This is a genomic window from Streptomyces sp. NPDC096079 (assembly GCF_040303145.1).
GTDB lineage: Bacteria > Actinomycetota > Actinomycetes > Streptomycetales > Streptomycetaceae > Streptomyces.
Window position 1 is genome coordinate 79,687 of record NZ_JBEOST010000008.1, and the last position, 25,481, is coordinate 105,167.

Below are 25,481 nucleotides of genomic sequence, written 5' to 3' on the forward strand. Positions count from 1 at the left end.
GCCACCTGGCGTGACGACCTGACGCAACGAAACCCCCATGAGGTGACCTGCGTCACTTATTAAGGGTTGTTTAAGAATCAACGTCGCGAAGGTACCCCTTTCGCACGCCTTGGGCGCAGTTGACGCTTGCATTGAGTGCCAGTCAAATTCTCCTCGGCTTCGCCGCAACGTCCACGGCTTCACCACATCTGGAGCAGATGATGCCCAACAGGACTGCCCTGACCACAGCAGTCACGTCCGGCGCCCCCGCAGAGGAACCAGGTCCCGCGCGGGGCGACCGCATCTTCGGGAAGGTCGCCCGCCCCGACGAGCGCGGGCCGGGGGCACGCGTGCAGGACGTCGAGCTGTTCGACATCCCGCCGGCCCCGTCGCCCGCCCCCGGGGAGGCACGGCCGCGAGGACGCCACGGAGCCGGGAAGCCCCGGTACGCGAGGAAGGCCCCCCGCAGGGCTCCCCGGCCGGAGCGGGCCGCCGAGGCGTCCGAGCGCGGGAGCCGGGGCGGACTGTCCCTCCCCCTGCTGCTCACCGGCGCGCTCGCCGCCGGCATCGGGCTCACCGTCGGCCTGACGTCCGAGCCGGACCGGGCGAGCCCGGACGCCGTGACCCTCACGATGCCCGACCTCCCGGCTCCCGATCCGACCCCGGACGCCGCGCCGTCGAGCGCCCTCCCGACGGCGAAGGCGTCACCCGCCCCCCGCGCGCCCTCCTCCGCCCCCGCCGCCCCGCGCACTCCGCCCCGGACGACCGCGCCCCCGCCCTCCCCCACTCCCCCGGCCCCGCCCGCTCCCCCCGCCACCCACCCGGCGACGTCGACGGCGCCGGCCCCCGGCCCCTCCCGGCCCGGACGGACGGACTCGCCCCTGCTCTCGCTCGGCAGCACCGGACCCGACGTGGTGGACCTCCAGCTCCGGCTCCAGCAGCTGTACCTGTACCTCGGTTCGGCCGACGGGACGTTCGGCACGTCCCTGGAGGTGGCCCTCAGCCGCTTCCAGATGGCGCGTGACATTCCGGAGGAGCCCGGCGTCTACGGCCCGCTGACGCGCGCGGCCCTGTACGCCGAGACCCACCGTCCCGGCCGCGGGGACCGTCACGACTGGGACCCCTGGGAGGACGGGGACGACTGGGACTTCTGACGCCTCGGGCCAACCGGGGCTTCGATGCACCTAATTGACGACTTGTCACGACGACTCCCCGCGTACACTCACCGTCATGGCATGCCGCAACACCGAACCGAACCCCGGCCCCCGACGGCGGCCCGCACTCCCACCACCCGGCTGGCAGACACGCGGCCTGGGCCGAAGCGCAGCCCGGAAAGTATGATCAAGCGATGTCCGACATGACTGAGACCACGCCCGGCTGGCTGACCACGGACGAACTGGACACGGCCAGGTCCCGGATGCCGATCCTGTACGTCGAGGCCGTCCCCGTGCGCGTGGACGACAGCGGCGAAGTCACCAGCATCGGGCTGCTCCTGCGGATCGGCTCCGAAGGAACGATCAGCCGCACCCTGGTGTCCGGCCGCGTCATGCACCACGAGCGGGTCCGTGACGCACTCCTGCGCCATCTGGAGAAGGACCTCGGGCCCGTGGCCCTGCCCCGGATCCCCGCCTCCCTGCAGCCCTTCACCGTCGCCGAGTACTTCCCCACGGCCGGCATCACGCCCTTCCACGACCCCCGCCAGCACGCCGTGTCCCTCGCCTACATCGTCCCGGTCAGCGGCGACTGCCGTCCGCGGCAGGACGCCCTCGACCTGGTCTGGTTCAGCCCGCAGGAGGCCGCCTCGCCCACCGTGCAGAACGAGATGCCCGGCGGCCAGGGACACCTCCTCAAGCAGGCCCTCGCCCACGTCGGACACACCTACTGAACCCCCGCTCCCCCGCCCGGCCGGCTCGTGGCCGCTTGACCTTGACACGATGACAAGGTCTTCACTGCGGCCACGAGGAGGTGGTCCCGATGACCATGGCGAACGAGGACACGACGGTGGGGCGGGCCCTGCGGGGGCTGGCGAGCGACAACGCGTCGACGCGGCTGCGGGCCGCGCTGGCGGTGGGCACGGCGCCGGACCCGCGGAGCGTCGACGAGCTCGTCGGGCGCTGCGCGATCGAGCCCGACTTCCAGGTCCGCGAGATGCTCACCTGGGCCCTCACCCGCCACCCGGCGGCGCTGACGCTCCCCCCGCTCCTCGGCGAGCTCCGCTCGGAGCGGACCCAGGCGCGGAGCCAGGCCCTGCACACCCTGTCCAAGATCGGGGACGGGCGGGCCTGGCCCGCGATCACGCCCGAGCTCATGACCGACCCCGACGACGAGGTGGCCCGGAGCGCCTGGCGTGCGGCGGTCGTCCTCGTGCCCGGGGGCGCGGAGGCCGGGCTGGCCGCAGCGCTGGCGGCCCAGCTCGGGCGGGGCGGACGCGAGACGCGGCTGAGCCTCAGCCGCGCGCTGATCGCGCTCGGCGAGGCGATGACGCCGGCCGTGCGGGCCGCGACGTCCGACCCCCGCCCCGCCGTGCGCGCGCACGCCATCGCCACGGAGAAGCTGTCCCTCGACCCGGACGCCGGATTCGACTTCGCGATCGAGGAGGCGAAGCGGATCGTGGCCCTCGGCCCCAAGGAGTGACGTCCCGTGTTGATCGGTGAGGTGGCCCGGCACTCGGGCGTCAGCGCCCGCATGCTCCGGCACTACGAATCGCTCGGGCTGGTGCGGCCGGCGGACCGCACGGGCAGTGGTTACCGGGAGTACTCCGACGAGGACATCCGGCGCATCTTCCACATCGAGAGCCTGCGGTCGCTGGGCCTCTCGCTGCGGGAGGTCGGGCGCGCGCTCGACGACCCCGGCTTCGCGCCCTCCGCCCTCGTCGACGACCTCATCCGGCAGACCCGCGCACGCATCGCCGCCGAGACGGAGCTGCTCACCCGGCTGCGCCGGATCGGTTCCGCGGAGCCGGCCGGCTGGCAGGACGTCCTGCGCATCGTCTCGCTCCTCCAGGCGCTGGGATCGAAGAGCCCCGAGACGCGCCAGCGCGCGGCCCTGTCCTCGGCCTCCTCGGCCGAGGAGCCACCGGTGGAGGCGCTGGTCGAGGCGGTGCTGAGCGAGCGGGACCCGGTCGTCGCGGGCGCGCTGCGCTGGGCGGTGGCGCGCTCGGGCGACGCCGCGCTGCCGCTGCTCGCACGGGGTCTCGGTTCGCCGCTGGCGGAGGTGCGCAAGCGGGCCGTCCAGTGCGTCGCCGAGATCCCGGGCGACCGGGCGACCGCCCTGCTGCGGGAGGCCGTGGCGGCCCCGGACCTCGCTCTGCGCAGGTGCGCGGCGCTGGAGCTCGGGTCACGCGGAGTGCCCGACGGGGTGCCCACGCTCGTCGACATGGTCGTCGAGGAGGTGAACGACGTCGACGCTGCCGAGGCGCTGGGCGCCCTGGCGGGCCGGCCCGCGCTCGCGGAACGGATCACCGGTCTGCTCGTCGAGCGTCTCGCCCGGGGCACGACGCGGCCCCCGGCGCGCCTGCGCCTGACGCAGGCCCTCGCGGACATCCCCGGAGAACCGGCGTCCCGGGCGCTCACGGAGCTGGTCCACGACGAGGACCGCGTGGTCGCGATGACCGCCTCGTACGTCCTGGGACTGCGCGGGACGGACTGACCGGCCCGGCCCGGTCCGGTCGCTACGGTCGGGTGTAGCGGCGGATGCGGTAGCGCAGGCCGGTCGTGGACTGCTGCCAGCCGGAGTCCTCCGCGGTCTCCCAGTCGGCGTCGACGGCCGGGGCGTACGTGTCGCCGGCCAGCTCGGTGGCGACCTCCGTCACCGAGAGCGTCGTGGCGTGGGGCAGCGCGGCGCGGTAGATCTCGCCGCCGCCCATCACCCAGGCGACTCCCCCGGCCCGCTCCGGAGCCGCGGCCGCCAGGTCGAGGGCCGCCTCGACGGAGCCCGCGCGCTCGGCGCCCTCGGCCGTCCATTCCGGGTCGCGGGTGAGCACGATGTTCCGTCGGCCGGAGAGGGGGCGGAAACGCGGGGGCAGCGAGTCCCAGGTCTTGCGGCCCATGATCACGGGGTGGCCGAGGGTGGTCGCCTTGAAGTGCGCCATGTCCTCGGGCAGCCGCCACGGGATCGTGTTGTCGGCGCCGATCACGCCGTCGGACGTCTGGGCCCAGATGAGCCCGATGGCCGTCCCGTCGTTCGCGCGCCCGCTCATACGGCGACCGGAGCCTTGATCGCCGGGTGGTGCTGGTAGCCCACGATCTCCACGTCGGCGTACGCGTAGTCGAAGAGCGAGTCGGCCTTGTGCAGCTTCAGCTCGGGGAAGTCGTACGGGGTGCGGGAGAGCTGCTCGGTCACCTGGTCCACGTGGTTGTCGTAGATGTGGCAGTCGCCGCCGGTCCAGATGAAGTCGCCCGGTTCGAGCCCGACCTGCTGCGCCACCATGTGCGTGAGCAGGGCGTAGCTGGCGATGTTGAACGGGACGCCGAGGAACAGGTCGGCGCTGCGCTGGTAGAGCTGGCAGGAGAGCCTGCCGTCGGCGACGTAGAACTGGAAGAAGGCGTGGCAGGGAGCCAGGGCCATCCGCTCCAGTTCGGCCACGTTCCACGCGGACACGATGATGCGCCGGGAGTCCGGGTCGCGGCGGAGCGTGTCGAGGACCTGGGTGATCTGGTCGACGTGCCGGCCGTCGGGCGTGGGCCAGGAGCGCCACTGGACGCCGTAGACGGGGCCGAGCTCGCCCTGCTCGTCGGCCCACTCGTCCCAGATGCTGACGCCGTTCTCCTGGAGCCAGCGCACGTTCGAGTCGCCGCGGAGGAACCACAGCAGCTCGTACACGATGGACTTGAGGTGCACCTTCTTGGTGGTGACCAGCGGGAACCCCTGCGAGAGGTCGTAGCGGAGCTGGTGCCCGAAGACGCTCCGGGTGCCTGTGCCCGTCCGGTCGGCCTTCGCCGTCCCCGAGGTGAGCACCATCTTCACAAGGTCTTCGTACTGGGTATCCGCCACGGTCGCCGAGTCTACCGCCGGGGGCGGCGCGCCCTCGACCGGCGGTCTACCCGCTGGTCACGGTCGTGCGGGCGGTCTCGTCGACGTGCAGGGTGAAGACGTCGGGGCGGGCGTAGTGACCGACGGTGTCGAGGTCGAAGCGGGCGCGCGCGAGGTCGTCGAGGTCGAGCTCGGCGGTCAGGACGCCCTCGCCGTCGCGCAGGGGCCCGGCGAGGACCTCGCCCAGCGGCGAGACGATGACCGAGCCGCCGCCGATCAGTACGGTGTCGGGCGCGTCGCCCTGGACGGGGTGGACGTCGTCCGGCAGGGCGTCGCGGCGCAGGTACTGGCAGGCGCTGAGGACGTGGCAGCGTCCTTCCAGGGCGATGTGCCGCATGGTGGCCTGCCAGGCGTCGCGGTCGTCGACGGTGGGCGCGCACCACAGGTCGACGCCCTTGGCGTACATCGCGGTGCGCAGGAGCGGCATGTAGTTCTCCCAGCAGATGGCGGCGCCGATGCGGGCGGTCCCGGTGTCGATGACGGGGAGTGTGGAGCCGTCGCCCTGGCCCCACAGGTAGCGCTCGGCGGCAGTGGGCATGAGCTTGCGGTGGAGGCCCTGGTAGCCGTCGGGGCCGAAGAACAGGGCGACGCAGTACAGGGTGGCGCCCCGCCGTTCGACGGCGCCGATCACGGCGTGGCAGCCGAGTTCGCGGGTGACGGCGGCGAGCGTCTCGGTCTCCGGGCCGGGGACCTCGACGGCGGCGGCGTGGTAGCGGCGGAAGAGGTCACGGCCCGCGGGGGTGCGGCTGCCGACGGTGATGCCGAAGTCGAGGCCCTTGGGGTAGCCGCCGATGAACGCCTCGGGGAGGACGACGACCTCGGCGCCCCGGCCCGAGGCCTCGCGGAGGAACTCCTCGGCCCGGGCGACGGCGGCCGGGGTGTCGAAGAGCGGGGCGGCCGCCTGGACGACGGCGACGGTCAGGGTGCGGCGGGGCTCGGCGGAGGTCGGAGTCATGCCCTGACGCTAGGCGGTGAAAGCCCGCACGCGCTGTACGTCCACGGCTTAAGGTCGTGGCCATGGAGTCCTCTTCATCGCGCCCGATGCCCACCCGGACCCTCCGCAGGCCGGGGCAGCAGACAGCCCTGTTCATGGTGGGGGGTCTCTTCGCGCTGCTGGGCGCCGGGATGTTGGTCAGTGGGGCGGTCGCCGCGGATCCCGCCGGCACGGTGATCTACGCCGTGAGTGGCGCCGGCGGTGTCTGGCTCGCGTTCCGCAGCTGTTTCATGGGCGTGCGGATCGACTCCGCGGGACTCACCGCACGCGGACTGGGACGCTCGAAGGTCGTTCGGTGGTGCGCGATCGGCGAAGTCGGTATCGGTGACGGCCCTGGGGTGGGCCCGGGGCAGGCTCCTGGACTGGTCCTCAAGAACGGTGAACGGGTGGCACTCGGTGCTCTCGCTTCACCGTCCAGCCGTGCGGTCGGCGACGACTTCGCCCTGATCAAGTCCCTGCACGCCGCCCACGTCACCGACTGCCCCGGCTGCGGGTGACGCCTGCGTCAGGGGCCCCGCCCTCCACGGCCACGCGGCTCCCCCGCCGGACTCGATGAGCCCCACCATGCGGAACGCCGCGTCCGTGAGGCCGCCGAAGGTGTGGCGGTGGCGGCCCGTGGGGGCGTGGGCGGGGCGGTAGCCGGCCAGGTTCCAGGTGTAGACCGGGGTGGTGGCCGGGACCACGTCGGTCGGGGTGACGGGCTCGTACGGGGCGGACTGTTCGTCGGTGACGATCAGGATCCGGTCGTGGTCCCGGTAGTGCTTGCGCACGGCCTTCGCGGTGTAGGTGCCGCCCAGATCGCGGAAGCGTTTCAGCACGTCGAGCACCGGCTCGCCCGCCGCGAACGGCACCGCCGCGCTGCCCCAGCCGAACTCCACCAGGTCCGCCTGTTCGGCGCGCATCGCGAGCGCGGTGCCGAACACGGCCGCCGCGTCCGCCCGCGTCAGCGTGGACCGCTCCGAGACCGTGTCCCAGAACATGGAGTCGGACCGGTCCACCAGGATCAGGGTCCGGCCGGGCAGGGCCGGCACGTGGGCGAGCGAGTGGCCGAGGGCCCGTTCCAGCGGGGCCGCCCAGCGGGGCGACGGCGCGTTCCGGTGCGCCGCCAGGTAGCGGAAGGGGAACTGCCGGGCCCTGGCGACCTCGGCGGCGTCCGAGAGGCGCTCGGCGACCCCGGCCGCGACCTCGTCGGAGACCCCCGCCTCGTCGAAGTTCCGCAGGTTCCTCAGGAGGGCCATCGGCCCCATGGTGGGGATCACGGCCTCCCAGACGGCGGCGTCCAGCGGTCCGTGGAGCCATCCCGCCAGGGCCTCCCACGTCATGCCCGCGGCCGCGAGGCGGTCGGCGCCGCCCGGCCCGGTCACCAGCTCCCGCCGCCCGTCCGCCGGAGATGCGAGCAGCGCCCGGTGGGCGGTCAGCATCCGGTCGGTGGAAGGCGGGACCGCCCGCTCCGGGTGGTGGCGGCGGTCCAGGGCGTACCGGAAGAGCGCGCCCTGCCAGGGCTTCTCCGGATCGGGTGTGGCGTGCACGAGGTTGAGGACGTCGCCGAAGCGGAACTCCCTGGACGGGGTGTCGTACTTGAGCAGGGCGCGGGACGTGTACAGCCGCCGTACGGCGTCGGCGACGCCCCGCTTCACGGGCTGCGGCACGTTCCGTCCGTACGTGGAGATCCAGTGGGCGAGCAGGTCGCCGGGCTCGTCGGCGCGCTGGAGCACGGAGTCGATGACGGACCTGTGGGACGGGCCCCCGGTCGCCCCGGCCCGGAGCCGGGCCCGGACGTACGCGGCCGCGCCCACGAGCGACGTCGTGCGCATGTTGCCCTCGCCGCGCAGCCAGCGCAGCAGGCCGGCGGTCCACTCGGGGTCCCGGACGGCGAGTTCGCCCACGAGGCGGGTGTACCGCGCGTCGCGCTCCACGCCGCTCTCGTAGAAGGTCTCCTGCGCGACGAAGTTGCCGACCGCGAGGAGGAACAGCTCCTCGCGGGGCTCCCGGACGAAGGCCGGACCGCCCGCGTGGGTGCGGGGGCCCGGCCCGTAGGGCCCGTGGCGGGGCCGTGGCGGCGACGAAGGCATGGAGCGGGCGGTCGCCAGGATGTGCGGGGCCACGAGCATGGCGGGCCACGTCTTGGAGACGCGCGGGGTGTGACGAGGCAGTGAATCCCCCTGAACGCAAAGGGTATGGGGCCCGGGCACCAGGTGCGGCGGGGCTGAGGGGTGGCGAGCCCGGCCTGACCGGCCCGACACCCGAGGGCGCCCGCGTCCTCCGAGATCAGAGAAGGCGGCGGCGTCACTTGTGCTGTCGAAGGAAGGAGCCGCAGCCGAGCGCATCGGAGGCGCGGTCGCTCCGCCAACCTACAAGTCCCGCCGCCCCGCACACCACCGATTAACGCGGGTCCGTCCCCGGTGTGCCCGCACCCGGCAGCCGCCTCAGGGCCAGCCCCAGCAACAGCGCCGCGTACGCGCCCAGTACGCCCGCTCCGGCCCACCAGGTGAGCGGGAAGTAGCCGGTGGAGGGCGCGTAGTGGGCGGTGAGCTGCGGATACGCGATCAGCGACTGCTGCGTGGCGAAGCCGGCGGCCGGGGTGACACGCAGCAGCCACCGCGCGAGGCCGTCGGGAAGCAGCGGGAACGACGTCACCAGGTACGGCACGGCGACCGCGAGGACGGCGACGGGGATCGCGGCCCGGGCGCGCCGCAGCAGGGCGCCGAGCGCGAGGGACAGTACGGCGGCGAGGGCGAGCGCCGCTGCGGTGCCGACGACGATCCGCGTGCCCGTGAGCGCGGACACGGGGAGGACGGGGATGCCGTTCCCCTTCAGGATCGCCACGCCGACCGGCAGCACGACGCCCGTGGCCAGGAGCCCGGTCGCGAACGTGACGGCCGCGAGGACGACCGCCTTGGCGGCGAGTTCCCCGCGGGTGAGCGGTGGGCCGCCCGCTGCCGTACGACGGGACGCCGTGGTGGCGAGCCGCGCCCCGACCACGAGCACGACGAGCAGGGCGAGGCCCAGGCCGCCGAGAGTCCGCTCGACCGGCCGGGCGCCGTCCACCGCGCCCGCCGGACCGATGTCGCCGGAGCCGGTGACGGTGACCGTGCCGTTCCTCTCGACCGCGCCGGAGGCCCGGACGTACTTCTCCCAGTCGGTCCGGTTCGCCTCCCCCACGGTGTCGCTCCGCCACCTCGCGCCGGGGGCCGTACCGGTGAGCCGGACCTGGTCGAAGACGCCGACGGCCTGGGTCCAGCGCACCTGCTCCGTGGCGCCGCCGAGTGCGACGCGCCGGAGTGTCAGGTCGCCCGGCGACGTGGCGAAGAGGCCGACCCGTACGGTCCGGGGCAGCCCCGGCAGGCGCGCCGTGCCGACCCGCGTCCAGTGCGTGCCGTCGGCGGACTCGTGGCCGGTGACGGTCTCGCCGGACCGGGTCAGCCTCAGCCAGCGCGGGACCCGGGTGGAGACCTCACTGCCGTCGCCGTCGCTTCCGGCGATGTCGTGGCGGTAGTCGTACTGCATGCGGACGCCATGGGCACCGGTGACCATGAGAGCCGCGTACGAGGAACCCTGGCGGGTCCCGTCCTTGATGACGATCCCGGCCTTCGCCCAGGGCACGAGGCCGGGGACGATCCGGTCGTGGTGCGGTGGCGGGTAGGTGATCGTGCCCGTCAGGGACGTCATCCGGACGGTGATGCCGCCGTGTTCGCCGAGTTCGCGGTGCAGGAGGGAGAACTGGTCGTCGACGAGGGATCCGTCCGGCCCGGTGGGCTCGACGGGGCACGGTCCGTCGCAGGACGCGTGGTTGCCGGAGGCGTACAGCAGTCCGAGGGCGACGATCGCCAGCATCGCCGTCGCCATGGCGATCAGCCTGCCCGGACGGCGGAAGCCGGTCCACTCGCGGTGGACCGCGTCGCGTATCGCGTGGTTCGAAGGCATGACCACGGTTGTACGGGTGGCGCCGTCACAGGGTCCGAACGGTCGTTGTCATCTCGCTGTGAGGTGCGGCGGGGCATGCTGGGTCCGGCCTGACACACGCGGGAGCGGGGAGCACGGGGATGCGGGACACGGGAGCGGCGAGCGGGTGGACGCCGCGCGGCGGAACGGTCGGACGGCGCTTCACGATCCTGTACACGGCGGGGTTCCTCGGGTCCGGGACCGTCCTGCTCGTCCTGACGTACGTGATGTCCGGTGTCCGGCTGTCCGTACCGGCACCCGGCGGCGTCCCCGCGACCGCTCCTGGCACCTCGCCCGAACTCGCCGCGGCTCAGGCGCAGATCCGGGACCTGCGGAGCCTGCTCGCGGAGGTGCACGCGCAGGAGCAGCGGCGGTGGATCGTCGCCTCGTTCATCGCCCTGGTGGTGATGGCGGGCCTGTCCCTCCTCCTCGGGCGCCTGCTGGCCCGCCGGGTCCTGCGCCCGCTGCGGCTCATCACCGCGGCGACACGGCGGGTCTCCGCCGAGAACCTCCACGAGCGGCTCGCCGTGACCGGTCCCGCCGACGAGGTCAAGGAACTCGCCGACACCGTCGACGGCCTCCTCGAACGGCTCGAAGCCTCGTTCGTCGCACAGCGCCGTTTCGTCGGCAACGCCTCGCACGAGCTCCGTACGCCGCTGGCGACGATCCGGGCGTCGCTGGACGTGGCCGTCGCCAAACCGGAGCCGGCGGCGCAGACCGTGCTGCTCGCCGACCGGGTGCGGGCCGAGCTGGACCGCGTGGACCTCCTCCTCGACGGCTTCCTCCTCCTCGCCCGGGCGCAGCACGGCGCCTTCTCCGACCGGACGCTCGTGTCGCTGGGCGAGCTGGCGCGGGAGGCGCTGGGCGACCTGGCTCCCGGCATCGCCGCGAAGGCCCTGACCCTCGACGCCGAGGTGGATCCGACGGTCCGGACGCGGGGCAGCGCGGTGCTGTTGGCCCGGATGGTGCGCAACCTCGTGGACAACGCGATCACCCACAACCGGGAGGGCGGCTGGATCCGGGTCGCCGCCGACGGTGACGGCTCCGGGGTGCGCCTGGTCGTCGAGACCGGCGGCGACGTCCTGGAGCAGAGCCAGGTGGACCGGCTCGGGCGGCCGTTCGAGCGGCTCGGCGTCGCCCGTACGGGAGCGGAGGGGCACGCGGGCCTCGGCCTGTCGATCGTGGCGGCGATCGTCGCCGCGCACGGCGGCCGGCTCGCGCTCCTGGCGCGTCCGGAGGGCGGTCTGAGCGTGAGCGTGACGCTGGCGTCCGCCGCGCCGGAGCACGACGCCGTACGGGCGGGGGTGCGGGCGTGAGGGTTCTGCTGGTGGAGGACGCGCGGCCCCTCGCCGAGGTCGTCGCCGAGGGGCTGCGGGACCAGGGGATGGCTGTCGACCTCGCGCACGACGGACTGGAGGCCGCCGCGAAGCTCGACGCGCACGCGTACGAGGTGGTGCTCCTCGACCGGGATCTGCCCGGTATCCACGGGGACGTGCTCTGTCAGATGATCACCGGGCAGGACGACCGTCCGATGGTCCTCATGCTGACCGCGGCGGGCGCACCCGGCGACCGGGTCAGCGGGCTCACCCTCGGAGCCGACGACTATCTCGCCAAGCCCTTCCACTTCCCCGAACTGGTCCTGCGCGTCCGGGCCCTGGCCCACCGCAGACCGTCGGCACGGGCCCGTACGCTGCGTGCCGCCGGCCTCGAACTCGACCCGGTGCGCCGCACCGTCCTCCGGGACGGTCATCCGATCGCCCTGTCCGTCAAGGAGTTCGCCGTCCTGGAGGCGCTCCTGCGTGCCGCTCCGGGGTTCCTGAGCGCCGAGGCGCTGCTGGAGCGGGTGTGGGACGAGAACGCCGATCCGTTCACCCACACCGTGACGGTCACCGTCAGCAGGCTGCGCCGGAAGCTGGGCGGCCCTCCCGTCATCACGACGACGACCGGGGTGGGCTACCGCATCGCCCCGCCGTCGGAATGAGGTGGACGCACCGGCCGCCCCTGCGGCTGCATCGGTCATCACTGCCGGTGCACGTGAGGGAGCGGGTTCTCGGGAAGTGCCGGTGAGCGCCGAGGTCCGGCGGTCTCAGTCGCAGCGGTACGTGAACGTCGCCTCGGCCGTGTGGCGGGTGGGGGACGTGAGGACCAGGCGGGCCACCGCCGCGTGGGTGCCTCGTCCCTCGAAGGTCCAGAGGAGGTGGAGGCGGGCCTCGTCGCTGCCTCGGGGCACCGTTTCGCGGAGGGTGGCCGAGTGCGTGCCGTCGCTGCGTTCCCAGTGGTACGTGAGCGTGCCCGGGCGGCCGTCGGTGCGGACGACGGCCAGGACGTTCGCCGTGCCGTCGCAGCCGAGCCGTCCTTCCGGCACGGTGACCGTCACGTCCCGGACCGAGACCCGGGGGCCGTACTCGCGCCAGGCGAGGAGCGCCAGGGTGAGGAGGAGGATCAGGGCCGCCGGCGCGTACCGCAGCGCGCGCCGCCGGGAGCGGCGCGGGCGGGGTGGTGGGGTGCCGGGCAGCGTGCCGTGCCAGATCTGGGCCGCCGTGGGGGTGTGCGCGGCGCGGCGGGCCGCGGCGGCCGTCACGCCCGGTCCGAAGCGGAGGACGTCGCCCTCCACGCGGTCGGGTGTGGGGTCCGGTGTGGGGCCCTCGAACCAGTGGCTGCCCAGTTCGGTGGCGCTGTAGGCGTCGTCGTTCATGTGATCACACACCGCCTGATGAAGATCTGCTGCAGGGAGCCGCCGTTCGGGGCGGCCGGGTCCGTGGTGGCGCGCACTCCCCAGTAGCAGCCGCTGCCCTGGACCGTGTGCGTGAGCGTGAACGTGTAGCGGTCCGCTCCTTCGCGCCGGAGCGTCTCCGAGCCGTCCGGCGCGCCCGGCGTGCCCTTCTCGTCGCCCGTGAACCATTCGACGAGGAGCGCCACCGGGCCCGTTCCGTCCGTCGTGACCTCGACTGTGGCCTCGGCGGTCGTCGGCCCCGTCTGGCGCAGGCTCGTGACCGAGACCGCCGTGACGGAGACCGGGGGCTTCGTCGGGGGTGCCTCGGTCGTCGGGGGCGCCTGGGTGGTCGGGGGTGTCGTCGGCGGTGGAGTCGTGGGCGGGGTGGTCGCCGTGGGTGGCGCGGTCGTGGTGGGCGGGGTGGTCGTGGTGGGTGGCGGCGTCGGAGGCGTCGTCGTCTCCGTGGGCTCCGCCGTGGTGGGTGGCGCCGACGTGGGCGGTGGCGTCGGAGACTCCTGCGGCGCCGGTGCGCTCGGGCTCCGTGTCGTGTTCGTCGTCGCGAAGGCCTGCGCCGCCCGGTCCCCGTCCGGCACCCCTGCCCCGGCCCGTGCGGCGAGGGCGAGCAGCAGTGCCAGGACCAGTGCGGCCGCCCCCGCGGGCAGCCCCTGCGGAAGCCTCCGGCCGAGGCGCCGCGCCGGTGGTGCGGGCAGGGTCGTCGTGGCGAGCGCCGTCGTTCCCTGGGCCGGGCCGCCGGAGGAGGGGAAGAGCAGCGGCAGGAGTGCCGCGAGGGCCGCCAGCCGGCCGCGCCCCCGCTCCTCCCAGTCCGGTCCGTACGCGGCCGTGGCGACCGCCTCCAGTTCGCCGACGAACACCTCGGCGTTCTCGGGCCGCTCGTCCGGGGTCTTGGCCAGGCCGCGCCGGATCAGCGGGCGCAGGGCCTCCGGTGCCTGTCCGTCGGGTACGGGCGCCTCCAGGTGCTGGAGGGCGAGTTCGGCGAAGTTGTCGCCCGCGAAGGGCTTGCGGCCGGTCAGGCACTCGAAGAAGGTCGCGGTCGCCGCGTAGACGTCGGCGGCGGGCGAGGCGGGCGCGCCGTTCCACTGTTCGGGCGCCATGTAGGCGGGCGTCCCGGCGATGCCGGGTCTGCTGTCCCGTCCGGCGGCGATCCCGAAGTCGACCAGCTTGGAGGAGCCGTCGGCGGCGACGAGGACGTTCTCGGGCTTGTAGTCGCGGTGGACGACGCCGGCCCGGTGCGCGGCGGCGAGGCCGAGGAGCGAGCCCTTGAGGACCGCGAGGGCGGCCTCGGGCCCGGTCGCGCCCTCGCGGGCGAGGAGGGCGCGCAGCGCGATGCCGTCGACCAGTTCCATGACGATGGCCGCGCCCGCCGGTGCTTCGACGTACTCGTAGAGCCCCACGACGTGCGGTGTGTCGAGGGCGCCCAGGAGCCGGGCCTCGGAGCGGAAGCCGCGGACGAACGTCTCGTCCGAGCGCAGCCGCTCGCTCAGGTACTTGACCGCCACCGGCAGTCCGGTCGCGTCGTGGGTGGCGAGCGCCACGCGTCCGCTGCCGCCCGCCCCCAGTTCCCGGGACTCCGTGTATCCCGGGACGATCCACGCGTTCATCCCCGTTCCCCCCTCGGCGCCGCAGCTGCCTTCCCCCACAGGGACAGATTCTCGCCACGGCCGGTTCCGGGCGAAAGGGGGAGGAGGAAACGGGGACGGCCCCCCACGGGTCGTGGGGGGCCGTCCGAGACGCGGTGTTGTTACGGGGTGACCTTCAGGAGCTTGTTCGCCGTGCCGGAGGAGGCGTTCTTGATGGCGTCCGGGGTGGCGGCCCCGGTCAGCGCGGCCGCCGTCTCGGCGGGCGTCGCCGACGGGTGGGCCGCCAGGTAGAGGGCCGCCGCACCGGTCACGTGGGGCGTGGCCATCGACGTCCCGGAGATGGTCTTGACGCCGGTGTCGCTGTCGTTCCAGTCCGAGGTGATCTCGGAGCCGGGGGCGTACAGGTCCACCACGGCACCGAAGTTCGAGAAGTCCGACTGCTCGTCGTCCTTGGTGCTGGAGGCCACGGTGAGGGCCTCGGGCACGCGGGACGGCGAGCCCTGGCCCGCGTCGGAGGACTCGTTGCCCGCGGCGACCGCGAAGGTCACGCCGGAGGCGATGGCGCGCTGGACCGCCGCGTCGAGAGCCTCGTCGGCGCCGCCGCCGAGGCTCATGTTCGCGACGGAGGGGCCGGAGTGGTTCTTCGTCACCCAGTCGATGCCCGCCACGACCTGCTCGGTGGTGCCGGAGCCGTTGTCGTCGAGCACCCGCACGGCGACGATCTTGGCCTTCTTGGCGACGCCGTGGGAGGTGCCGGCGATGGTGCCCGCCACGTGCGTGCCGTGGCCGTTGCCGTCGTCGGCCGTGTCGTCGTTGTCGATGGCGTCGAAGCCGTGCGCGGCGCGGCCGCCGAAGTCCTGGTGCGTGATCCGGACGCCGGTGTCGATGACGTACGCGGTGACGCCCTCTCCGCCGGCGTCGGGGTAGGTGTACTTCTCGTCACCGGTCGTCTCGGTCTGGTCGATCCGGTCCAGACCCCAGGACGGGGGCTTCTCCTGGGTCTCGTTGATGGTGAAGCGCTTGTTCTGGACGACCGTGTCGACGGCGGGGTCGGCGGCGAGCCGCTTGGCCTCCTGGACGGTCAGGCCCGAGGCCGAGAAGCCGTTGACCTCCGAGCCGTAGGAGCGCTGGAGTGTTCCGCCGTACTTCTTCGCGAGGTCCGCCTTGTTCGCGGATGCGTCGAGGATGACGACGAAGCTGCCGGCGACGGCGCCGGGGGCGCCGAGTCCGTGCACGGTGCCCTCGGCCGGTGCGGCCGCGCCGGCGATGTTGCCCGCGAGCAGCGCCACGGTGGCGGCGCCTGCTACTCCTGCGGCTATGGCCGCGTTTCGAAGTCCGCGGGATCGCTTGTGAGTTGCCATGAAAAGGGATCTCTCCTCGTGTTGACGTGTGGGGCGTCAAACGTTCGAGAGAAACCCTGTGCGGGTTGGCAGGAGCAAATCAAGTGCGAACCGGGGGTAGGGGGTTATTCAACAAGGTTTCTTAAAAAGCCCCCCGCATCGCCTCCACGTTCCTCACGCCATGCCGCGAACTCCTCCGTGAAACGGTCACGTTCGGCGCCGCTCGGGACGGGAGGCGGGCGGAGGTCAGTGGCGCAGGAGGGTGTTGAGTCGGGCGGCCCGACGGGTCAGGTGGTCGCGCTCCCGTGCGTCGGCCGCCTTCCCCGCCGCCTCGGCGTACAGACGGGCCGCCGTCGTGAGGTCTCCGGCGCGTTCGTGGAGGTACGCCGCCACCGCCGCGTACCGGGGCAGGGAGCCGTCCAGCTCCGCGAGCACCGCCAGACCGGCGCGCGGTCCGTCGGCCTCGCCGACCGCGACCGCGCGGTTGAGGCGGACGACCGGGCTCTCCGTCAGACGCGCGAGCTCGTCGTACCACTCCACGATCTGCACCCAGTCGGTCTCCCCGGCCGTGGGGGCGTCGGCATGGAGCGCGGCGATGGCGGCCTGCGCCTGGAACTCGCCGAGGCGGTCCCGGGCGAGGGCCGCCTGCAGGATCTCCACGCCCTCGGCGATCGCCGTGGTGTCCCAGCGGCGTCGGTCCTGCTCGGCGAGCGGCACCAGACTGCCGTCGGGTGCGGTGCGGGCGGCGCGCCGGGCATGGTGGAGCAGCATGAGGGCGAGGAGTCCCGCCACCTCCGGGTGGTCGACGGCGGCCGCGAGCTGCCGGGTGAGCCGGATGGCCTCGGCGCTGAGGTCGACGTCACCGGAGTAGCCCTCGTTGAAGACCAGGTAGAGGACGCGCAGCACGGTGGCGACGTCGCCGGGGCGGTCGAGGCGCACCGTCGAGACGGTGCGCTTGGCGCGGCTGATGCGCTGCGCCATGGTCGCCTCGGGGACGAGATAGGCCTGCGCGATCTGCCGGGTGGTCAGGCCGCCGACCGCGCGCAGGGTGAGCGCGACGGCCGACGACGGTGTCAGTGAGGGGTGGGCGCACAGGAAGTACAGCTGGAGCGTGTCGTCCACCCCCGGGGCGGGACCGGGCGCCGGTTCCTCGTCGACGCGGTCCTCGCGCCGCCGCCGCGCGGTGTCCGCCCTGGCGGCGTCCAGGAACTTGCGCCAGGCCACGGTGACCAGCCACCCCTTGGCGTCCCGGGGAGGGTCGGCCGGCCAGACCCGGACCGCCTCGACCAGGGCGTCCTGGACGGCGTCCTCGGCCGCCGCGAAGTCGGCTCCGCGGTGGACGAGGACGGCGAGGACGCGCGGGGTGAGGCTGCGGAGCAGTGCCTCGTCCACGGGGCGGTCAGTCCGTGATGGTGGGCGGGGCGGACAGGAAGGGGCGCAGCTCCAGCCACTCGTGGATCGGCTTCCCGCCGGCGCCGGGCGCGGCGGACAGCTCCCCGGCGAGCTCGACGGCGCGGTCGTGGCTGTCGACGTCGATCACCATCCAGCCGGCGATGAGGTCCTTCGTCTCGGCGAACGGGCCGTCGGTGACCGGCGGGCGGCCCTCGCCGTCGTAGCGGACCCACGTTCCCTCGGGGGCGAGGGCCTGGCCGTCGACGAACTCGCCGGTCTTCTCCAGCCGGGCCGCGAAGTCGTGCATGTACCGCATGTGCGCGGAGATCTCCTCCGGGGTCCACTGGTCCATCGGCACGTCGTTGGCCGGAGCCGGAGCGCCGCGGTAGTGCTTCAGGAGCAGGTACTTCGCCATGGTGTTCTCCTCGGTGCCGGTGCGGCCCATTCTGGTCGCTCTCACCCCGGGGACGGAGCGGGCCACGGCTTCTCGACATCACCACGGGTACTTTTTCCGCGTCTCCGTCCCACCCGGGTTCCGCGGCGGAACGGGGCGCGGGGTTGAAGCTGCCGTTGCGGCAGCTTCTACCGTCCTGAACAGGGCCGGAGAGGCCGGCCCCGGAACGCACTCGTGTGGGAGGCGGCGATGGACTGGCCGATCGCGGAGGTCGCCCGGATGTCGGGCGTGACCGCGCGGACCCTGCGGCACTACGACGAGATCGGTCTGCTGCCGCCGGCCCGGATCGCGCCCAGCGGCCACCGTCACTACGGGGAGCGGGAACTCCTGCGGTTGCAGCAGGTCCTCGTCCTGAGGGCCTTGGGCCTGGGGCTCCCCGAGATCGGCCGGGTCCTGACCGAGCAGGTCGACGAAGTGGAGGCCCTGCGCGGCCACCACCGGCGGCTGCTCGACGAGCGGGACCGGCTGGACGCCCTGGCCGGCACCGTCCTCCGCACGATCGGCGAACTGGAGCAGTCCAGGAAGGACGGCACGACCATGACGATCAACCGACCCGAGAACCTGTTCGAGGGCATCCAGCCCGCCCAGTACGAGGAGGGCCTGCGCGGCTTCCCCGAGCACGCCGAGGCGGTGACCCGCCGGGTGGCCGCGATGTCCGCCGAGGACGTCGAGGCCGGGCAGCGCGAGCGCACGGCGCGGATGGTGCGGCTGGCCGAGCTGATGGCCTCCGGCCTGCCGGCCGACGCCGCAGCGGTGCAGGCGGAGACGGCCGCCCAGTACCGGGCCCTGACCGAGCTGCGTGCGGCCTCCGTCGAGGAGTACCGGGCCTTCGGCCGGTCGTGCGTGGACAACGAGCAGTGGCTCGCCGCGTACGAGTCGATCGCACCGGGCCTCGCCGCGTACCAGCGGGAGGCGATCGAGGCGTACGCCGCGTCCGCGCCGAGCTGAGCGGGGGCGGGCCGCCACCGGGGATGCGGCCCCTCGGTGGCGGCGTGCCTGCCGACCGGTGGGGACCCCGGTGCGCGCCGTCGTGTCATCGCCGGGCCAGGTCCGCCGCCACCGGTGGGGTGCGCGTCCCCTCGCGGGGGGCGGGCACGGGCGGGCGGGGGCGCGCGGTCGGCGCGCCGGACGCGGACGTGGCCGGGTCGAGCGCGGTCAGCAGGAGCCGCAGGGCGCGGTGCGCCTGCGGGGCGTCGACCCGGGCTTCGAGGTCCGCGAGGGCGCGCCGGGCGCGGTGCCGGGCGCGGCCGGTGCGTCCGGCACGGTGGTCGGCGAAGGCGCGGGCGTAGTGGGCGAGGGCCGCGGCCCAGGCGTCGTTCGCGCAGGTCGGCTGCGCGAGGGCGCGGTGGGCGGTGCGGGCCGCTGCCTCGGGGGCGTGGTGCGCCTGCACCACGGCCAGGGCGGCCAGGCTCACGGCGGGTGACGGGCCTCCGGGGACGCCGCCGGGGGTGCCGTCGGCCGCCTGCCGGTAGTACGCGGCGGCCGCGGCGGCGTCCCGTCGCTGCCATGCGAGGGTTCCCCGCACGTGGGCGATGCGGCCCAGGAGGGCGTCGTCGCCGGCGAGGACGGCCGCCGGCCAGGCCAGGGACAGCAGGGCGTCCGCCGCCCGCGGGTCCCGGGCCGCGCAGAGCCAGGCCGCGAGCCAGCGGGCCCGCGCCACGAGTGGGCTGTCGGCCGCCACCCGGGTCAGCAGGACGCGCAGGTGGTCGCCGCCCTCGCCGGCGTGTTCGTGGACCGCCCACCAGAACCAGAGGTGCAGCACGACCGCCAGGGCCGTCTCGGGGTGCCCGCTCCCGCCCTCGGCACGGCGCACGAGGTCCGTCAGGTCCTCGTACTCCTCCCGGACGGTCCGCAGCGCCTGGCGCTGGAGGCCGGTGTGCCACAGGGTCTCGGCGACGGCCGCGACACCGCGGAGATGGGCGGCGTGCCGGTCCCGTGTCAGGGGCCGTTCGCCCGCCGCGGCGAGCCGCTCCGTACCGAAGTCGCGGGCGGCCAGGGCCATGCGGTGGCGCTGCGGGCGCACCGCGCCCGGGTCCCCGAGGGTCCGGAGGACGCCCATGGCGCCCAGCATCGCCAGGGCGGGAGGCACCTCGTGCGGTGCGAGGTCGGAACCGGAGCACACGAAGACCGCCGCGGCCTCGGTGAAGGGGCCCGCGAAGACGCTGAGCCGGCGCCAGACCTTGCGCTGCGCCGGTTCGCACAGGGCGTGGACCGCCCCGATGGAGGCGCGGAGCGTACGGTGCCGCAGCAGGAGCGGGGCGGGGTCGGCGAGCCCGCACTGGCCGGACGCGAGGTGGGTGGCGAGTTCGTCCAGCGTCCACTCCCCCAGCCGGCCCGCGGCCAGTTCGAGGGCGAGGGGTACGCCTTCGAGGAGGCGGCACACCCGGGTCACGGCGGCGGGGTCGGGCTCCTCGCTCCAGCCGCGCTCCCGCGCCCGGGAGATGAGCAGGGCCGCCGCGGGGGACACGTCCGCCCGGCCGGGCGCCGCGTCCACCGCCAGCGGAGCCAGTCTGACCACGTTCTCGTCACCGAGGCCGAGCGGGCGGCGCGAGGTCACCAGGATCCGTACGGCCGGCCGGGACATCAGGAGCGTCTGGACCAGGCCGGTGCACTCCGTGTGCACGGGGTCGACGTCGTCCAGGAGGAGCAGCACGTCGTCGGCGGCGGCCTCGGGGCGGGTGCGCCCCGGCTCGGCGGGGTCCGGGTCCGCACGCCCGTCGTCGGCGGCGGCCTCGGGGCGGGTGCGCCCCGGCTCGGCGGGGTCCGGGTCCGCACGCCCGTCCCGGTCGGCGCGGCCCGGTGGGGAGGCGGGCCCGTCGGGCGGCCCCGCCAGGGCCAGGGCCCGGTCGACCCTCGCGGTCAACGCCCGGCGTCCCACGGGGATCCCGTCGTGCCAGCGCACCCGGAGCACCGTCCGCCAGGTGCCGTCGGGACACGAGGTGGCGACGGCCAGGGCCAGTCGGCTCTTCCCCGTCCCGGCCGCGCCGGTCACGGTGACGAGTCGGTGCTCCGTCAGGGCGCGCCGGAGTGCGGCGAGTTCCTCGTCGCGCCCGAAGAGGGCGCGGCCGTCCAGGACGCGGCCCGCGAGCCTGGTGTCGTGTCCGTCGTCCCGAGTCCACATCTCCGGCACCGCGCATCCTCCAGATCGTCGTTCGCCACCGTCCCGCCGAGGGGCGAAGGTCGGTACGGACACCGCAGGTCCCGGATGCAGAACCGTCACTGCACCCGGCGTCACGGCAACCCCAACGCGCTCCGCCACCCTCAGGTGGCGCGGACGGAGCACGAACCACCCGCCGCGACGAACGGAAGAACGCGTGACCGAGACCGGGAACCGTCACCCTCGGCGCCTTCCGGCCCTCCTGCGCCAACGTTGTCCGCCCATCCGGACGTAACAGTTCCGTTGGCTTGATTGCGATCTGCCGGACCCTTCTAGCAGTTGATGATCAGTTCAAGTACTCTTCGATCGCGCCGGGGGCGTCTTGGGATCACCCGGGGGATCAGAAACCTGGGGGGCCAGTGTCCAACGCGACCACGCTCGACCTGCCGTTTCCGTCACGCAGCAACCCGCACCGCGCCTTCGTCGGCCGACCCCACCGGGACTGGCTGCTCCGTCACGACGGCCTCGTCGCCACCCTCTCCCTGTCGGCGTACGAGAAGTGGGACGTTCCCCGACTCGCCGCGTTCACCAGCCCGGACTCCCCCGCCGAAGACCTCGCTCTCGCCGCCGACCTGCTCAGTTTCTACTTCCTCTTCGACGACCGGTTCGACTCCGAGCTCGGCCGGGCTCCGGCCCAAGTGGCCGAGATCTGCACCCGTCTGACGGGGCTTCTGCACGGGGAGGGGCCCGCCCCCGATGCCCGCACACCCGTCGAGCGGGCCTTCGCCGATCTCTGGGATCGCAGCACCCGCGGCATGTCCGCCCGCTGGCGGGCCCGGTCCGCGTACAACTGGGAGTGGTACTTCGCGTGCCACCCCGCCGAGGCCGCCGGCCGGCTGTCGGGCCACCTCCCCGACCGGGAGAGCTATCTCGCGCTCCGGCGGGGCACGGCCGCCATGGAGACCCTCTTCGACATGGTCGAGCGGCTCAACCACTTCGAACTGCCCCAGGAGGTGCTGCACTTCCCCGAGTTCCGTCGGCTGCGCCAACTGGCCGCCGACATACCGTCGTTCACCAACGACGTGCACTCGTACACCCAGGAGCTCGCCCGCGGCGACGTCGCCAACATGGTGATGATCGTCTGCGAGGAGCGCGGCGGCACCCCTGCCGAGGCGGCCGTCCAGGTCATGAGCGAGGCCCAGACGATGGTCGACCGCTTCGTGGAGCTGTCGTCCGAGGTTCCCGGGATCTGCGACGTCCTCGGCCTCGACCCGGCCGCACGCGCGGCGGCCCACCGGTACGTCGACGGCCTCGCCTCCTGGATCTCCGGCTACCACCGCTGGGAGATCGACACCGGCCGCTACGAGCGCTGAGCCGCGCGGCCCCTCTCCCGCACCGTCACTCGGGAGCGCCGGCCGGGCAGGCGTCGATGAGGTGCCCGGCGAGCTCCCGGGCCGCGGCGGCGGGATCGCTGCCCGGGCGGGTCGCGCCGGCCGCGAGGAGACCGTCGACGAGGAGCAGGAGCTGGTCGGCTGCGAACCCCGGCCGCACGTGCCCGAGGGCGGCGAACTCGTCCTCGAACAGGCCGTGGAGGGTCCGCCGGTAGGCCCGCGTGACCTCGTGCCCCGGGTGGTCCGGGTCCGTGAGCGCGAGGTCGGCGGCGAGGTAGCGGCACCCGTGGAAGTCGGGGCCGGCGGCGATCCGGCCGAGCCGGTCGACGACGGCGAGGAGACGGGCCCGGGGGTCGGCCCCGGCGGCATCCATGGTGGCTCGGTAGCGCTCCACGTCCTCGGCGGTGCTGCGGCGCAGCACCTCGGCGATGAGGCCGTCCTTCCCGCCGAAGTGCTCGTACAGCGAACGGCGGGCGACGCCGGCCCCCTTCAGGAGGGCGTCGACGCCCACGCCGACGCCCTGCGCGTACGTCAACTCCTGTGCGGTGAGCAGGAGTCGCTCGCGGGGGCCGGGCTTCGCGGAAGTGGTCATGGACCGATTCTCCCTCGGTTGACACGGTAGATCAACCGGTCTATCTATGGTTCTCGTAGACCGAACGGTCTATCTCTTCCGAGGAGGCGTCATGTCCGTACGCACCACCGCCGAAGTCATCGACCTGTTCAACCGCGCGTTCACCGAGCGCGAGGCCGGCCTCCTGGCCGATCTGGTCGCCGAGGACTGCGTCATGGAGAGCGTCCAGCCGGCGCCGCGCGGGGAGCGGGTCTCCGGACGCGAAGCCTGTACGGAGTGGTGGACGGCGCTCGTCGACGACGACGCCACGCGGTTCACCCCGCAGGAGGTGATCGTGGCGGGCGACCGCGCGACGATCGTCTGGACGTACCGCTTCGGGGACGGGCCGGACCAGTGGGTGCAGGGCGTCAACGTCATGCGGGTGGCGGACGGACGGATCGTGGAGGCGCTCGGCTTCAGCAAGACCGCGGGCGAAGTCCCGCTGGCCGCCGAGTCCGACCAGGCGTGAGGTTCGTCATCCCGGCCGTGCCCGAGGCGTACGACCCGGATCCGGACGTCGGCTTCGCTCCGGGCACGCGGAAGGCTCCTGGCAGCTACTCCCTGGTCATCGCGCCGCCTCCACGGCAACGCCCGGCTGCGGCCGGGTCCGCATGCCCCAGCGGGCGAGGGAGGGGCCGGCGGCACCCAGCAAGGCGAAGAACGAGGCCAGCAGCAGCCAGCCCGCCGTGCCGAGGCCCAGCACCACCGTGGTGAGGATCGCGGGGGCCAGTGCCTGCCCCGCGTTGAAGCCGAGGCCGAGGACACCTTGGTACTGGCCCTGGGCGTGGTCGGGGGCAAGACCGAAACCCAGGGCGAAGCACGCCGAGGACTCCCAGACCTCCCCCAGGCTGTGGACGAAGATCGCCGCCAGGACCAGTCCCGCTGCCGCCCAGACGGGGGCGTACGCCGCCAGCGCCATCATCGGGCAGCTGACGAGGAAGAGCAGCCCCGCGGTGCGAAACGCCCTGCCGCCGTCGTCAGGGGTCTCGATACGCGAGCCGATCCTGGTCTGTGTCAGCACGCAGAAGAGGGAGTTGACGGCGAACAGCGCGGCCACCGTCCAGCGTGGCGCTTCGGTGTGCTCGGCGATCCAGATCGGCAGGAGCAGGGAGACCACCGGATACTGCAGTCCCATGGCCCCGTAGAGGGCGGTGAACGCCAGGAACGGCCGGTCCGCGAAGACCAGCCAGCGCCGCTGCTGCGGCGGCGCCGGCAGCACCGGACAGCGGGGCAGCAGGAGCAGCAGCACCGCGCACAGGGCGAAGCTCGCCGCGTTGCCGAGAATCAGCGTGACAAAGGCGCCGCGGGTGCCCGCGGCCAGGGCCAGCCCGGCACCCGTCGTTCCCAGGACGACGCCCAGGTTGACGAAGGTGCGCAGCTTCGCCCGGACACGGCCGGTCGCTCACCCCCGACCCGGGCCACCAGAGCGCCCCACGCCGCCCCGCCGACCGCCGCGGCGATCTGGTCGAAGGTCGCGATGACCGTGAGCGCGGCCCAGCTCTCGACGAGGACGAGGGCCGCCATCGACACCGCCTGGACCGCGAGGGCCGACATCATGATCACGCGTGCCCCGCGCCGGTCGGCGAGATGACCCCCGGGTATCCCCGCGCACAGGCCGACCACCCCGGCGATGGTGAGCGCGGCGCCGACCTGCACCGCCGGGAGGCCCACCACCAAGGTGAAATAGAGCGCCGACGCCGCGTTGAACAGACCATTGCCGACCCGGTTGACGAAGCTGGCGGCGACCAGCACGCGCTCCGGCCCGGTGTCCCCCGCCATCCGGCCTATTCGGCCTGCCGAACCGTCCTTGATCATGGACCGCAGGCTAGCAGCGCCGCAGAAACCGTCGCGGTCGCACGAAGATCGGGGCGCCCTCCGGCGGCTCCGTTCACCGCTCCCAGTACTGGGCGAGGGCGCCCTCGCGGTACGGGGCCGGGCTCACGCTCAGGTCGCCGGCGAAGGGGCGGTCCAGGACGAAGACCAGGAGCAGGCTGAAGCCGATGAGGGCGGCGACCGAGGCGACGAAGAGCAGCTGGATCCGGAGCTTGCGCATGCCGTAGAGGAACGTGAGCGGGACGAGGACGATCGCGCCGCCGAAGGCCAGGACCTGGAGCAGGGGCGGCAGTTCCTGCTCGGCCATGTTCAGGCGGGCGCGGCGCTGTGCGGCGACGTCGTTGAGGTGGGTGACGGCCTCCTCGTAGAAGACCTCCTCGCGCGGGGACTTCGGGTCGTACGCCTGGAGGACGGAGAACGCCGTCCGGAGGTGCGTCTCGGTCGCCCCGTAGCTCGGCTGCCCGGCGCGCATGCGGGGCCACTGGTCCTCGACGACCGCGTGGACGTAGCCGCTGAGGGCCGCGTCGAGGTCGGCGCGGACCTCCGGCGGGAAGGCGGCGGCGTCGCGGGCGATGAGCGCGGCGTCGGTCGCCTCGCTGGCGACGATGGTCTGCGTGCTGTCGAGCTGGGTCCAGAGGGTGACGATGACGAACGCGAGGATGATCCCGTAGATCGCGCCGAACATGCCGAGGGTCACCCCGACCATGTCGTTGTGCTCTCCCCGGGCCAGCGACGGGTACCTGCGACGCAGCAGCACGCTGCCGGCCACGGCGAGGAGGACCGTTCCGCCGACGGTGACCACGGCCAGGGTGAAGGTGCTGAAGTGATTGAGCAGCCAGAGCGACATGTGCGGGGAGTCTAGGTGCGCCGAGCGGCCGTTCCCGCCGCTCGGCCACCCCGCGGGTGAATGATCACTCGCTCGTGTCGGGGATGGAACACGCTGTCGCCACGGTCCCGCGCTCCGGCGGCCGGAGCGGGCTCTCGACTCCGTGCTCCTCGCCGCCCGTCGGGGTCGACCTAGGCTCGTCACGAACGGGTCGCGCGGACGCCGTCCCGCGTAACCGCCGCCGATCACGACCACTTCGGTGTTCTCGCTCATGACGTGTG

25 protein-coding genes are annotated in these 25,481 nt (G+C 73.8%); 10 read left to right on the plus strand and 15 right to left on the minus strand.

What is annotated here, in order from left to right; all coding sequences use genetic code 11:
* Positions 1 to 200 precede the first annotated feature (200 nt).
* From ABTY59_RS18285 to ABTY59_RS18300, 4 genes are all read left to right on the plus strand, one after another.
* Positions 201 to 1,133 carry a peptidoglycan-binding protein gene (locus ABTY59_RS18285; protein ID WP_352019987.1) on the plus strand — a complete coding sequence of 311 codons (933 nt, stop codon included), beginning with the start codon at positions 201 to 203 and terminating at the stop codon, positions 1,131 to 1,133.
* 203 nt (positions 1,134 to 1,336) lie between these two features.
* Positions 1,337 to 1,864 carry an NUDIX hydrolase family protein gene (locus ABTY59_RS18290; protein ID WP_352020196.1) on the plus strand — a complete coding sequence of 176 codons (528 nt, stop codon included), beginning with the start codon at positions 1,337 to 1,339 and terminating at the stop codon, positions 1,862 to 1,864.
* 89 nt (positions 1,865 to 1,953) lie between these two features.
* A complete protein-coding gene (locus ABTY59_RS18295; RefSeq protein WP_352019988.1) occupies positions 1,954 to 2,613 on the plus strand; it encodes a HEAT repeat domain-containing protein in 660 nt (219 codons plus the stop codon).
* Between the two features lie 6 nt (positions 2,614 to 2,619).
* Positions 2,620 to 3,627, plus strand: a complete 1,008-nt coding sequence (locus ABTY59_RS18300; RefSeq protein WP_352019989.1) for a HEAT repeat domain-containing protein — start codon at positions 2,620 to 2,622, stop codon at positions 3,625 to 3,627.
* Between the two features lie 22 nt (positions 3,628 to 3,649).
* Here ABTY59_RS18300 and ABTY59_RS18305 read toward each other — a convergent pair whose 3' ends face one another.
* Genes ABTY59_RS18305 through ABTY59_RS18315 form a run of 3 tightly spaced genes read right to left on the minus strand, consistent with a single transcriptional unit; the run spans position 3,650 to position 5,965 of the window.
* Positions 3,650 to 4,177, minus strand: coding sequence for a dihydrofolate reductase (locus tag ABTY59_RS18305; protein WP_352019990.1), 528 nt, complete (start codon positions 4,175 to 4,177; stop codon positions 3,650 to 3,652).
* Positions 4,174 to 4,971, minus strand: a complete 798-nt coding sequence (locus tag ABTY59_RS18310) for a thymidylate synthase (RefSeq protein WP_352019991.1) — start codon at positions 4,969 to 4,971, stop codon at positions 4,174 to 4,176. The genes ABTY59_RS18305 and ABTY59_RS18310 overlap by 4 nt, the downstream gene beginning before the upstream one ends.
* 46 nt (positions 4,972 to 5,017) lie before the next feature.
* Positions 5,018 to 5,965: a nitrilase-related carbon-nitrogen hydrolase gene (locus ABTY59_RS18315; protein ID WP_352019992.1), complete on the minus strand. Its 948-nt coding sequence runs from the start codon at positions 5,963 to 5,965 to the stop codon at positions 5,018 to 5,020.
* A gap of 269 nt (positions 5,966 to 6,234) precedes the next feature.
* On the opposite strand from ABTY59_RS18315, the gene ABTY59_RS18320 reads away from it, so the two are divergent.
* Positions 6,235 to 6,501, plus strand: a complete 267-nt coding sequence (locus tag ABTY59_RS18320; protein WP_352020197.1) for a PH domain-containing protein — start codon at positions 6,235 to 6,237, stop codon at positions 6,499 to 6,501.
* Here ABTY59_RS18320 and ABTY59_RS18325 read toward each other — a convergent pair.
* Together ABTY59_RS18325 and ABTY59_RS18330 are read right to left on the minus strand one after the other, a co-directional pair.
* Positions 6,412 to 8,115: a TROVE domain-containing protein gene (locus tag ABTY59_RS18325; RefSeq protein ID WP_352019993.1), complete on the minus strand. Its 1,704-nt coding sequence runs from the start codon at positions 8,113 to 8,115 to the stop codon at positions 6,412 to 6,414. The genes ABTY59_RS18320 and ABTY59_RS18325 overlap by 90 nt on opposite strands.
* 271 nt (positions 8,116 to 8,386) lie before the next feature.
* The gene (locus tag ABTY59_RS18330; RefSeq protein WP_352019994.1) at positions 8,387 to 9,928 is read right to left on the minus strand and encodes a DUF1349 domain-containing protein; all 1,542 of its coding nucleotides are present in this window, start codon (positions 9,926 to 9,928) and stop codon (positions 8,387 to 8,389) included.
* 119 nt (positions 9,929 to 10,047) lie between these two features.
* On the opposite strand from ABTY59_RS18330, the gene ABTY59_RS18335 reads away from it, so the two are divergent.
* Positions 10,048 to 11,262, plus strand: a complete 1,215-nt coding sequence (locus tag ABTY59_RS18335) for a sensor histidine kinase (RefSeq protein ID WP_352019995.1) — start codon at positions 10,048 to 10,050, stop codon at positions 11,260 to 11,262.
* Positions 11,259 to 11,927 (plus strand): response regulator transcription factor, encoded by a 669-nt coding sequence (locus tag ABTY59_RS18340; RefSeq protein WP_352019996.1) that lies wholly within the window; start codon positions 11,259 to 11,261, stop codon positions 11,925 to 11,927. Before ABTY59_RS18335 ends, ABTY59_RS18340 begins: the two co-directional genes overlap by 4 nt.
* Before the next feature lie 105 nt (positions 11,928 to 12,032).
* Here ABTY59_RS18340 and ABTY59_RS18345 read toward each other — a convergent pair whose 3' ends face one another.
* The 5 genes from ABTY59_RS18345 to ABTY59_RS18365 all read right to left on the minus strand — a co-directional run bounded on the left by ABTY59_RS18345 (position 12,033) and on the right by ABTY59_RS18365 (position 17,404).
* Positions 12,033 to 12,641 (minus strand): hypothetical protein, encoded by a 609-nt coding sequence (locus ABTY59_RS18345; RefSeq protein WP_352019997.1) that lies wholly within the window; start codon positions 12,639 to 12,641, stop codon positions 12,033 to 12,035.
* Positions 12,638 to 14,278 carry a serine/threonine-protein kinase gene (locus ABTY59_RS18350; RefSeq protein WP_352019998.1) on the minus strand — a complete coding sequence of 547 codons (1,641 nt, stop codon included), beginning with the start codon at positions 14,276 to 14,278 and terminating at the stop codon, positions 12,638 to 12,640. Before ABTY59_RS18350 ends, ABTY59_RS18345 begins: the two co-directional genes overlap by 4 nt.
* A 140-nt stretch (positions 14,279 to 14,418) precedes the next feature.
* On the minus strand, positions 14,419 to 15,618 hold the full coding sequence (locus tag ABTY59_RS18355; RefSeq protein WP_352019999.1) for a S8 family peptidase: 1,200 nt from the start codon (positions 15,616 to 15,618) through the stop codon (positions 14,419 to 14,421).
* 225 nt (positions 15,619 to 15,843) lie between these two features.
* On the minus strand, positions 15,844 to 16,989 hold the full coding sequence (locus tag ABTY59_RS18360; protein ID WP_352020000.1) for an RNA polymerase sigma factor: 1,146 nt from the start codon (positions 16,987 to 16,989) through the stop codon (positions 15,844 to 15,846).
* 7 nt (positions 16,990 to 16,996) lie between these two features.
* Positions 16,997 to 17,404 (minus strand): YciI family protein, encoded by a 408-nt coding sequence (locus tag ABTY59_RS18365; protein ID WP_352020198.1) that lies wholly within the window; start codon positions 17,402 to 17,404, stop codon positions 16,997 to 16,999.
* A gap of 228 nt (positions 17,405 to 17,632) precedes the next feature.
* Here ABTY59_RS18365 and ABTY59_RS18370 point away from each other — a divergent pair, with 228 nt between their 5' ends.
* Positions 17,633 to 18,391 (plus strand): MerR family transcriptional regulator, encoded by a 759-nt coding sequence (locus ABTY59_RS18370; RefSeq protein ID WP_352020001.1) that lies wholly within the window; start codon positions 17,633 to 17,635, stop codon positions 18,389 to 18,391.
* Positions 18,392 to 18,476: 85 nt separating this feature from the next.
* Here ABTY59_RS18370 and ABTY59_RS18375 read toward each other — a convergent pair whose 3' ends face one another.
* Positions 18,477 to 20,564, minus strand: coding sequence for an AAA family ATPase (locus ABTY59_RS18375; protein ID WP_352020199.1), 2,088 nt, complete (start codon positions 20,562 to 20,564; stop codon positions 18,477 to 18,479).
* A gap of 395 nt (positions 20,565 to 20,959) precedes the next feature.
* On the opposite strand from ABTY59_RS18375, the gene ABTY59_RS18380 reads away from it, so the two are divergent.
* A complete protein-coding gene (locus tag ABTY59_RS18380) occupies positions 20,960 to 21,913 on the plus strand; it encodes a terpene synthase family protein (protein ID WP_352020002.1) in 954 nt (317 codons plus the stop codon).
* Between the two features lie 25 nt (positions 21,914 to 21,938).
* On the opposite strand, the gene ABTY59_RS18385 is transcribed toward ABTY59_RS18380, so the two are convergent.
* Positions 21,939 to 22,523, minus strand: a complete 585-nt coding sequence (locus ABTY59_RS18385; RefSeq protein WP_352020003.1) for a TetR/AcrR family transcriptional regulator — start codon at positions 22,521 to 22,523, stop codon at positions 21,939 to 21,941.
* Between the two features lie 91 nt (positions 22,524 to 22,614).
* On the opposite strand from ABTY59_RS18385, the gene ABTY59_RS18390 reads away from it, so the two are divergent.
* Positions 22,615 to 23,010: a nuclear transport factor 2 family protein gene (locus tag ABTY59_RS18390; protein WP_352020004.1), complete on the plus strand. Its 396-nt coding sequence runs from the start codon at positions 22,615 to 22,617 to the stop codon at positions 23,008 to 23,010.
* A gap of 96 nt (positions 23,011 to 23,106) precedes the next feature.
* On the opposite strand, the gene ABTY59_RS18395 is transcribed toward ABTY59_RS18390, so the two are convergent.
* The 3 genes from ABTY59_RS18395 to ABTY59_RS18405 all read right to left on the minus strand — a co-directional run bounded on the left by ABTY59_RS18395 (position 23,107) and on the right by ABTY59_RS18405 (position 25,221).
* On the minus strand, positions 23,107 to 23,919 hold the full coding sequence (locus ABTY59_RS18395; RefSeq protein WP_352020200.1) for an MFS transporter: 813 nt from the start codon (positions 23,917 to 23,919) through the stop codon (positions 23,107 to 23,109).
* A complete protein-coding gene (locus tag ABTY59_RS18400; protein ID WP_352020005.1) occupies positions 23,826 to 24,356 on the minus strand; it encodes an MFS transporter in 531 nt (176 codons plus the stop codon). Before ABTY59_RS18400 ends, ABTY59_RS18395 begins: the two co-directional genes overlap by 94 nt.
* 73 nt (positions 24,357 to 24,429) lie before the next feature.
* The gene (locus tag ABTY59_RS18405) at positions 24,430 to 25,221 is read right to left on the minus strand and encodes a bestrophin-like domain (protein ID WP_352020006.1); all 792 of its coding nucleotides are present in this window, start codon (positions 25,219 to 25,221) and stop codon (positions 24,430 to 24,432) included.
* Between the last annotated feature and the right edge of the window lie 260 nt (positions 25,222 to 25,481).

Bases quoted from the DNA above. Each gene is read 5' to 3' on its own strand.
- ABTY59_RS18355 (WP_352019999.1), bottom strand. From the start codon at position 15,618: ATGGCAACTCACAAGCGATCCCGCGGACTTCGAAACGCGGCCATAGCC.
- ABTY59_RS18285 (WP_352019987.1), top strand. From the start codon at position 201: ATGCCCAACAGGACTGCCCTGACCACAGCAGTCACGTCCGGCGCCCCC.
- ABTY59_RS18385 (WP_352020003.1), bottom strand. From the start codon at position 22,523: ATGACCACTTCCGCGAAGCCCGGCCCCCGCGAGCGACTCCTGCTCACC.
- ABTY59_RS18375 (WP_352020199.1), bottom strand. From the start codon at position 20,564: ATGTGGACTCGGGACGACGGACACGACACCAGGCTCGCGGGCCGCGTC.
- ABTY59_RS18365 (WP_352020198.1), bottom strand. From the start codon at position 17,404: ATGGCGAAGTACCTGCTCCTGAAGCACTACCGCGGCGCTCCGGCTCCG.
- ABTY59_RS18330 (WP_352019994.1), bottom strand. From the start codon at position 9,928: ATGCCTTCGAACCACGCGATACGCGACGCGGTCCACCGCGAGTGGACC.
- ABTY59_RS18320 (WP_352020197.1), top strand. From the start codon at position 6,235: ATGGGCGTGCGGATCGACTCCGCGGGACTCACCGCACGCGGACTGGGA.
- ABTY59_RS18400 (WP_352020005.1), bottom strand. From the start codon at position 24,356: ATGATCAAGGACGGTTCGGCAGGCCGAATAGGCCGGATGGCGGGGGAC.
- ABTY59_RS18315 (WP_352019992.1), bottom strand. From the start codon at position 5,965: ATGACTCCGACCTCCGCCGAGCCCCGCCGCACCCTGACCGTCGCCGTC.
- ABTY59_RS18405 (WP_352020006.1), bottom strand. From the start codon at position 25,221: ATGTCGCTCTGGCTGCTCAATCACTTCAGCACCTTCACCCTGGCCGTG.
- ABTY59_RS18290 (WP_352020196.1), top strand. From the start codon at position 1,337: ATGACTGAGACCACGCCCGGCTGGCTGACCACGGACGAACTGGACACG.
- ABTY59_RS18390 (WP_352020004.1), top strand. From the start codon at position 22,615: ATGTCCGTACGCACCACCGCCGAAGTCATCGACCTGTTCAACCGCGCG.
- ABTY59_RS18370 (WP_352020001.1), top strand. From the start codon at position 17,633: ATGGACTGGCCGATCGCGGAGGTCGCCCGGATGTCGGGCGTGACCGCG.
- ABTY59_RS18295 (WP_352019988.1), top strand. From the start codon at position 1,954: ATGACCATGGCGAACGAGGACACGACGGTGGGGCGGGCCCTGCGGGGG.
- ABTY59_RS18345 (WP_352019997.1), bottom strand. From the start codon at position 12,641: ATGAACGACGACGCCTACAGCGCCACCGAACTGGGCAGCCACTGGTTC.
- ABTY59_RS18305 (WP_352019990.1), bottom strand. From the start codon at position 4,177: ATGAGCGGGCGCGCGAACGACGGGACGGCCATCGGGCTCATCTGGGCC.
- ABTY59_RS18325 (WP_352019993.1), bottom strand. From the start codon at position 8,115: ATGCTCGTGGCCCCGCACATCCTGGCGACCGCCCGCTCCATGCCTTCG.
- ABTY59_RS18335 (WP_352019995.1), top strand. From the start codon at position 10,048: ATGCGGGACACGGGAGCGGCGAGCGGGTGGACGCCGCGCGGCGGAACG.
- ABTY59_RS18350 (WP_352019998.1), bottom strand. From the start codon at position 14,278: ATGAACGCGTGGATCGTCCCGGGATACACGGAGTCCCGGGAACTGGGG.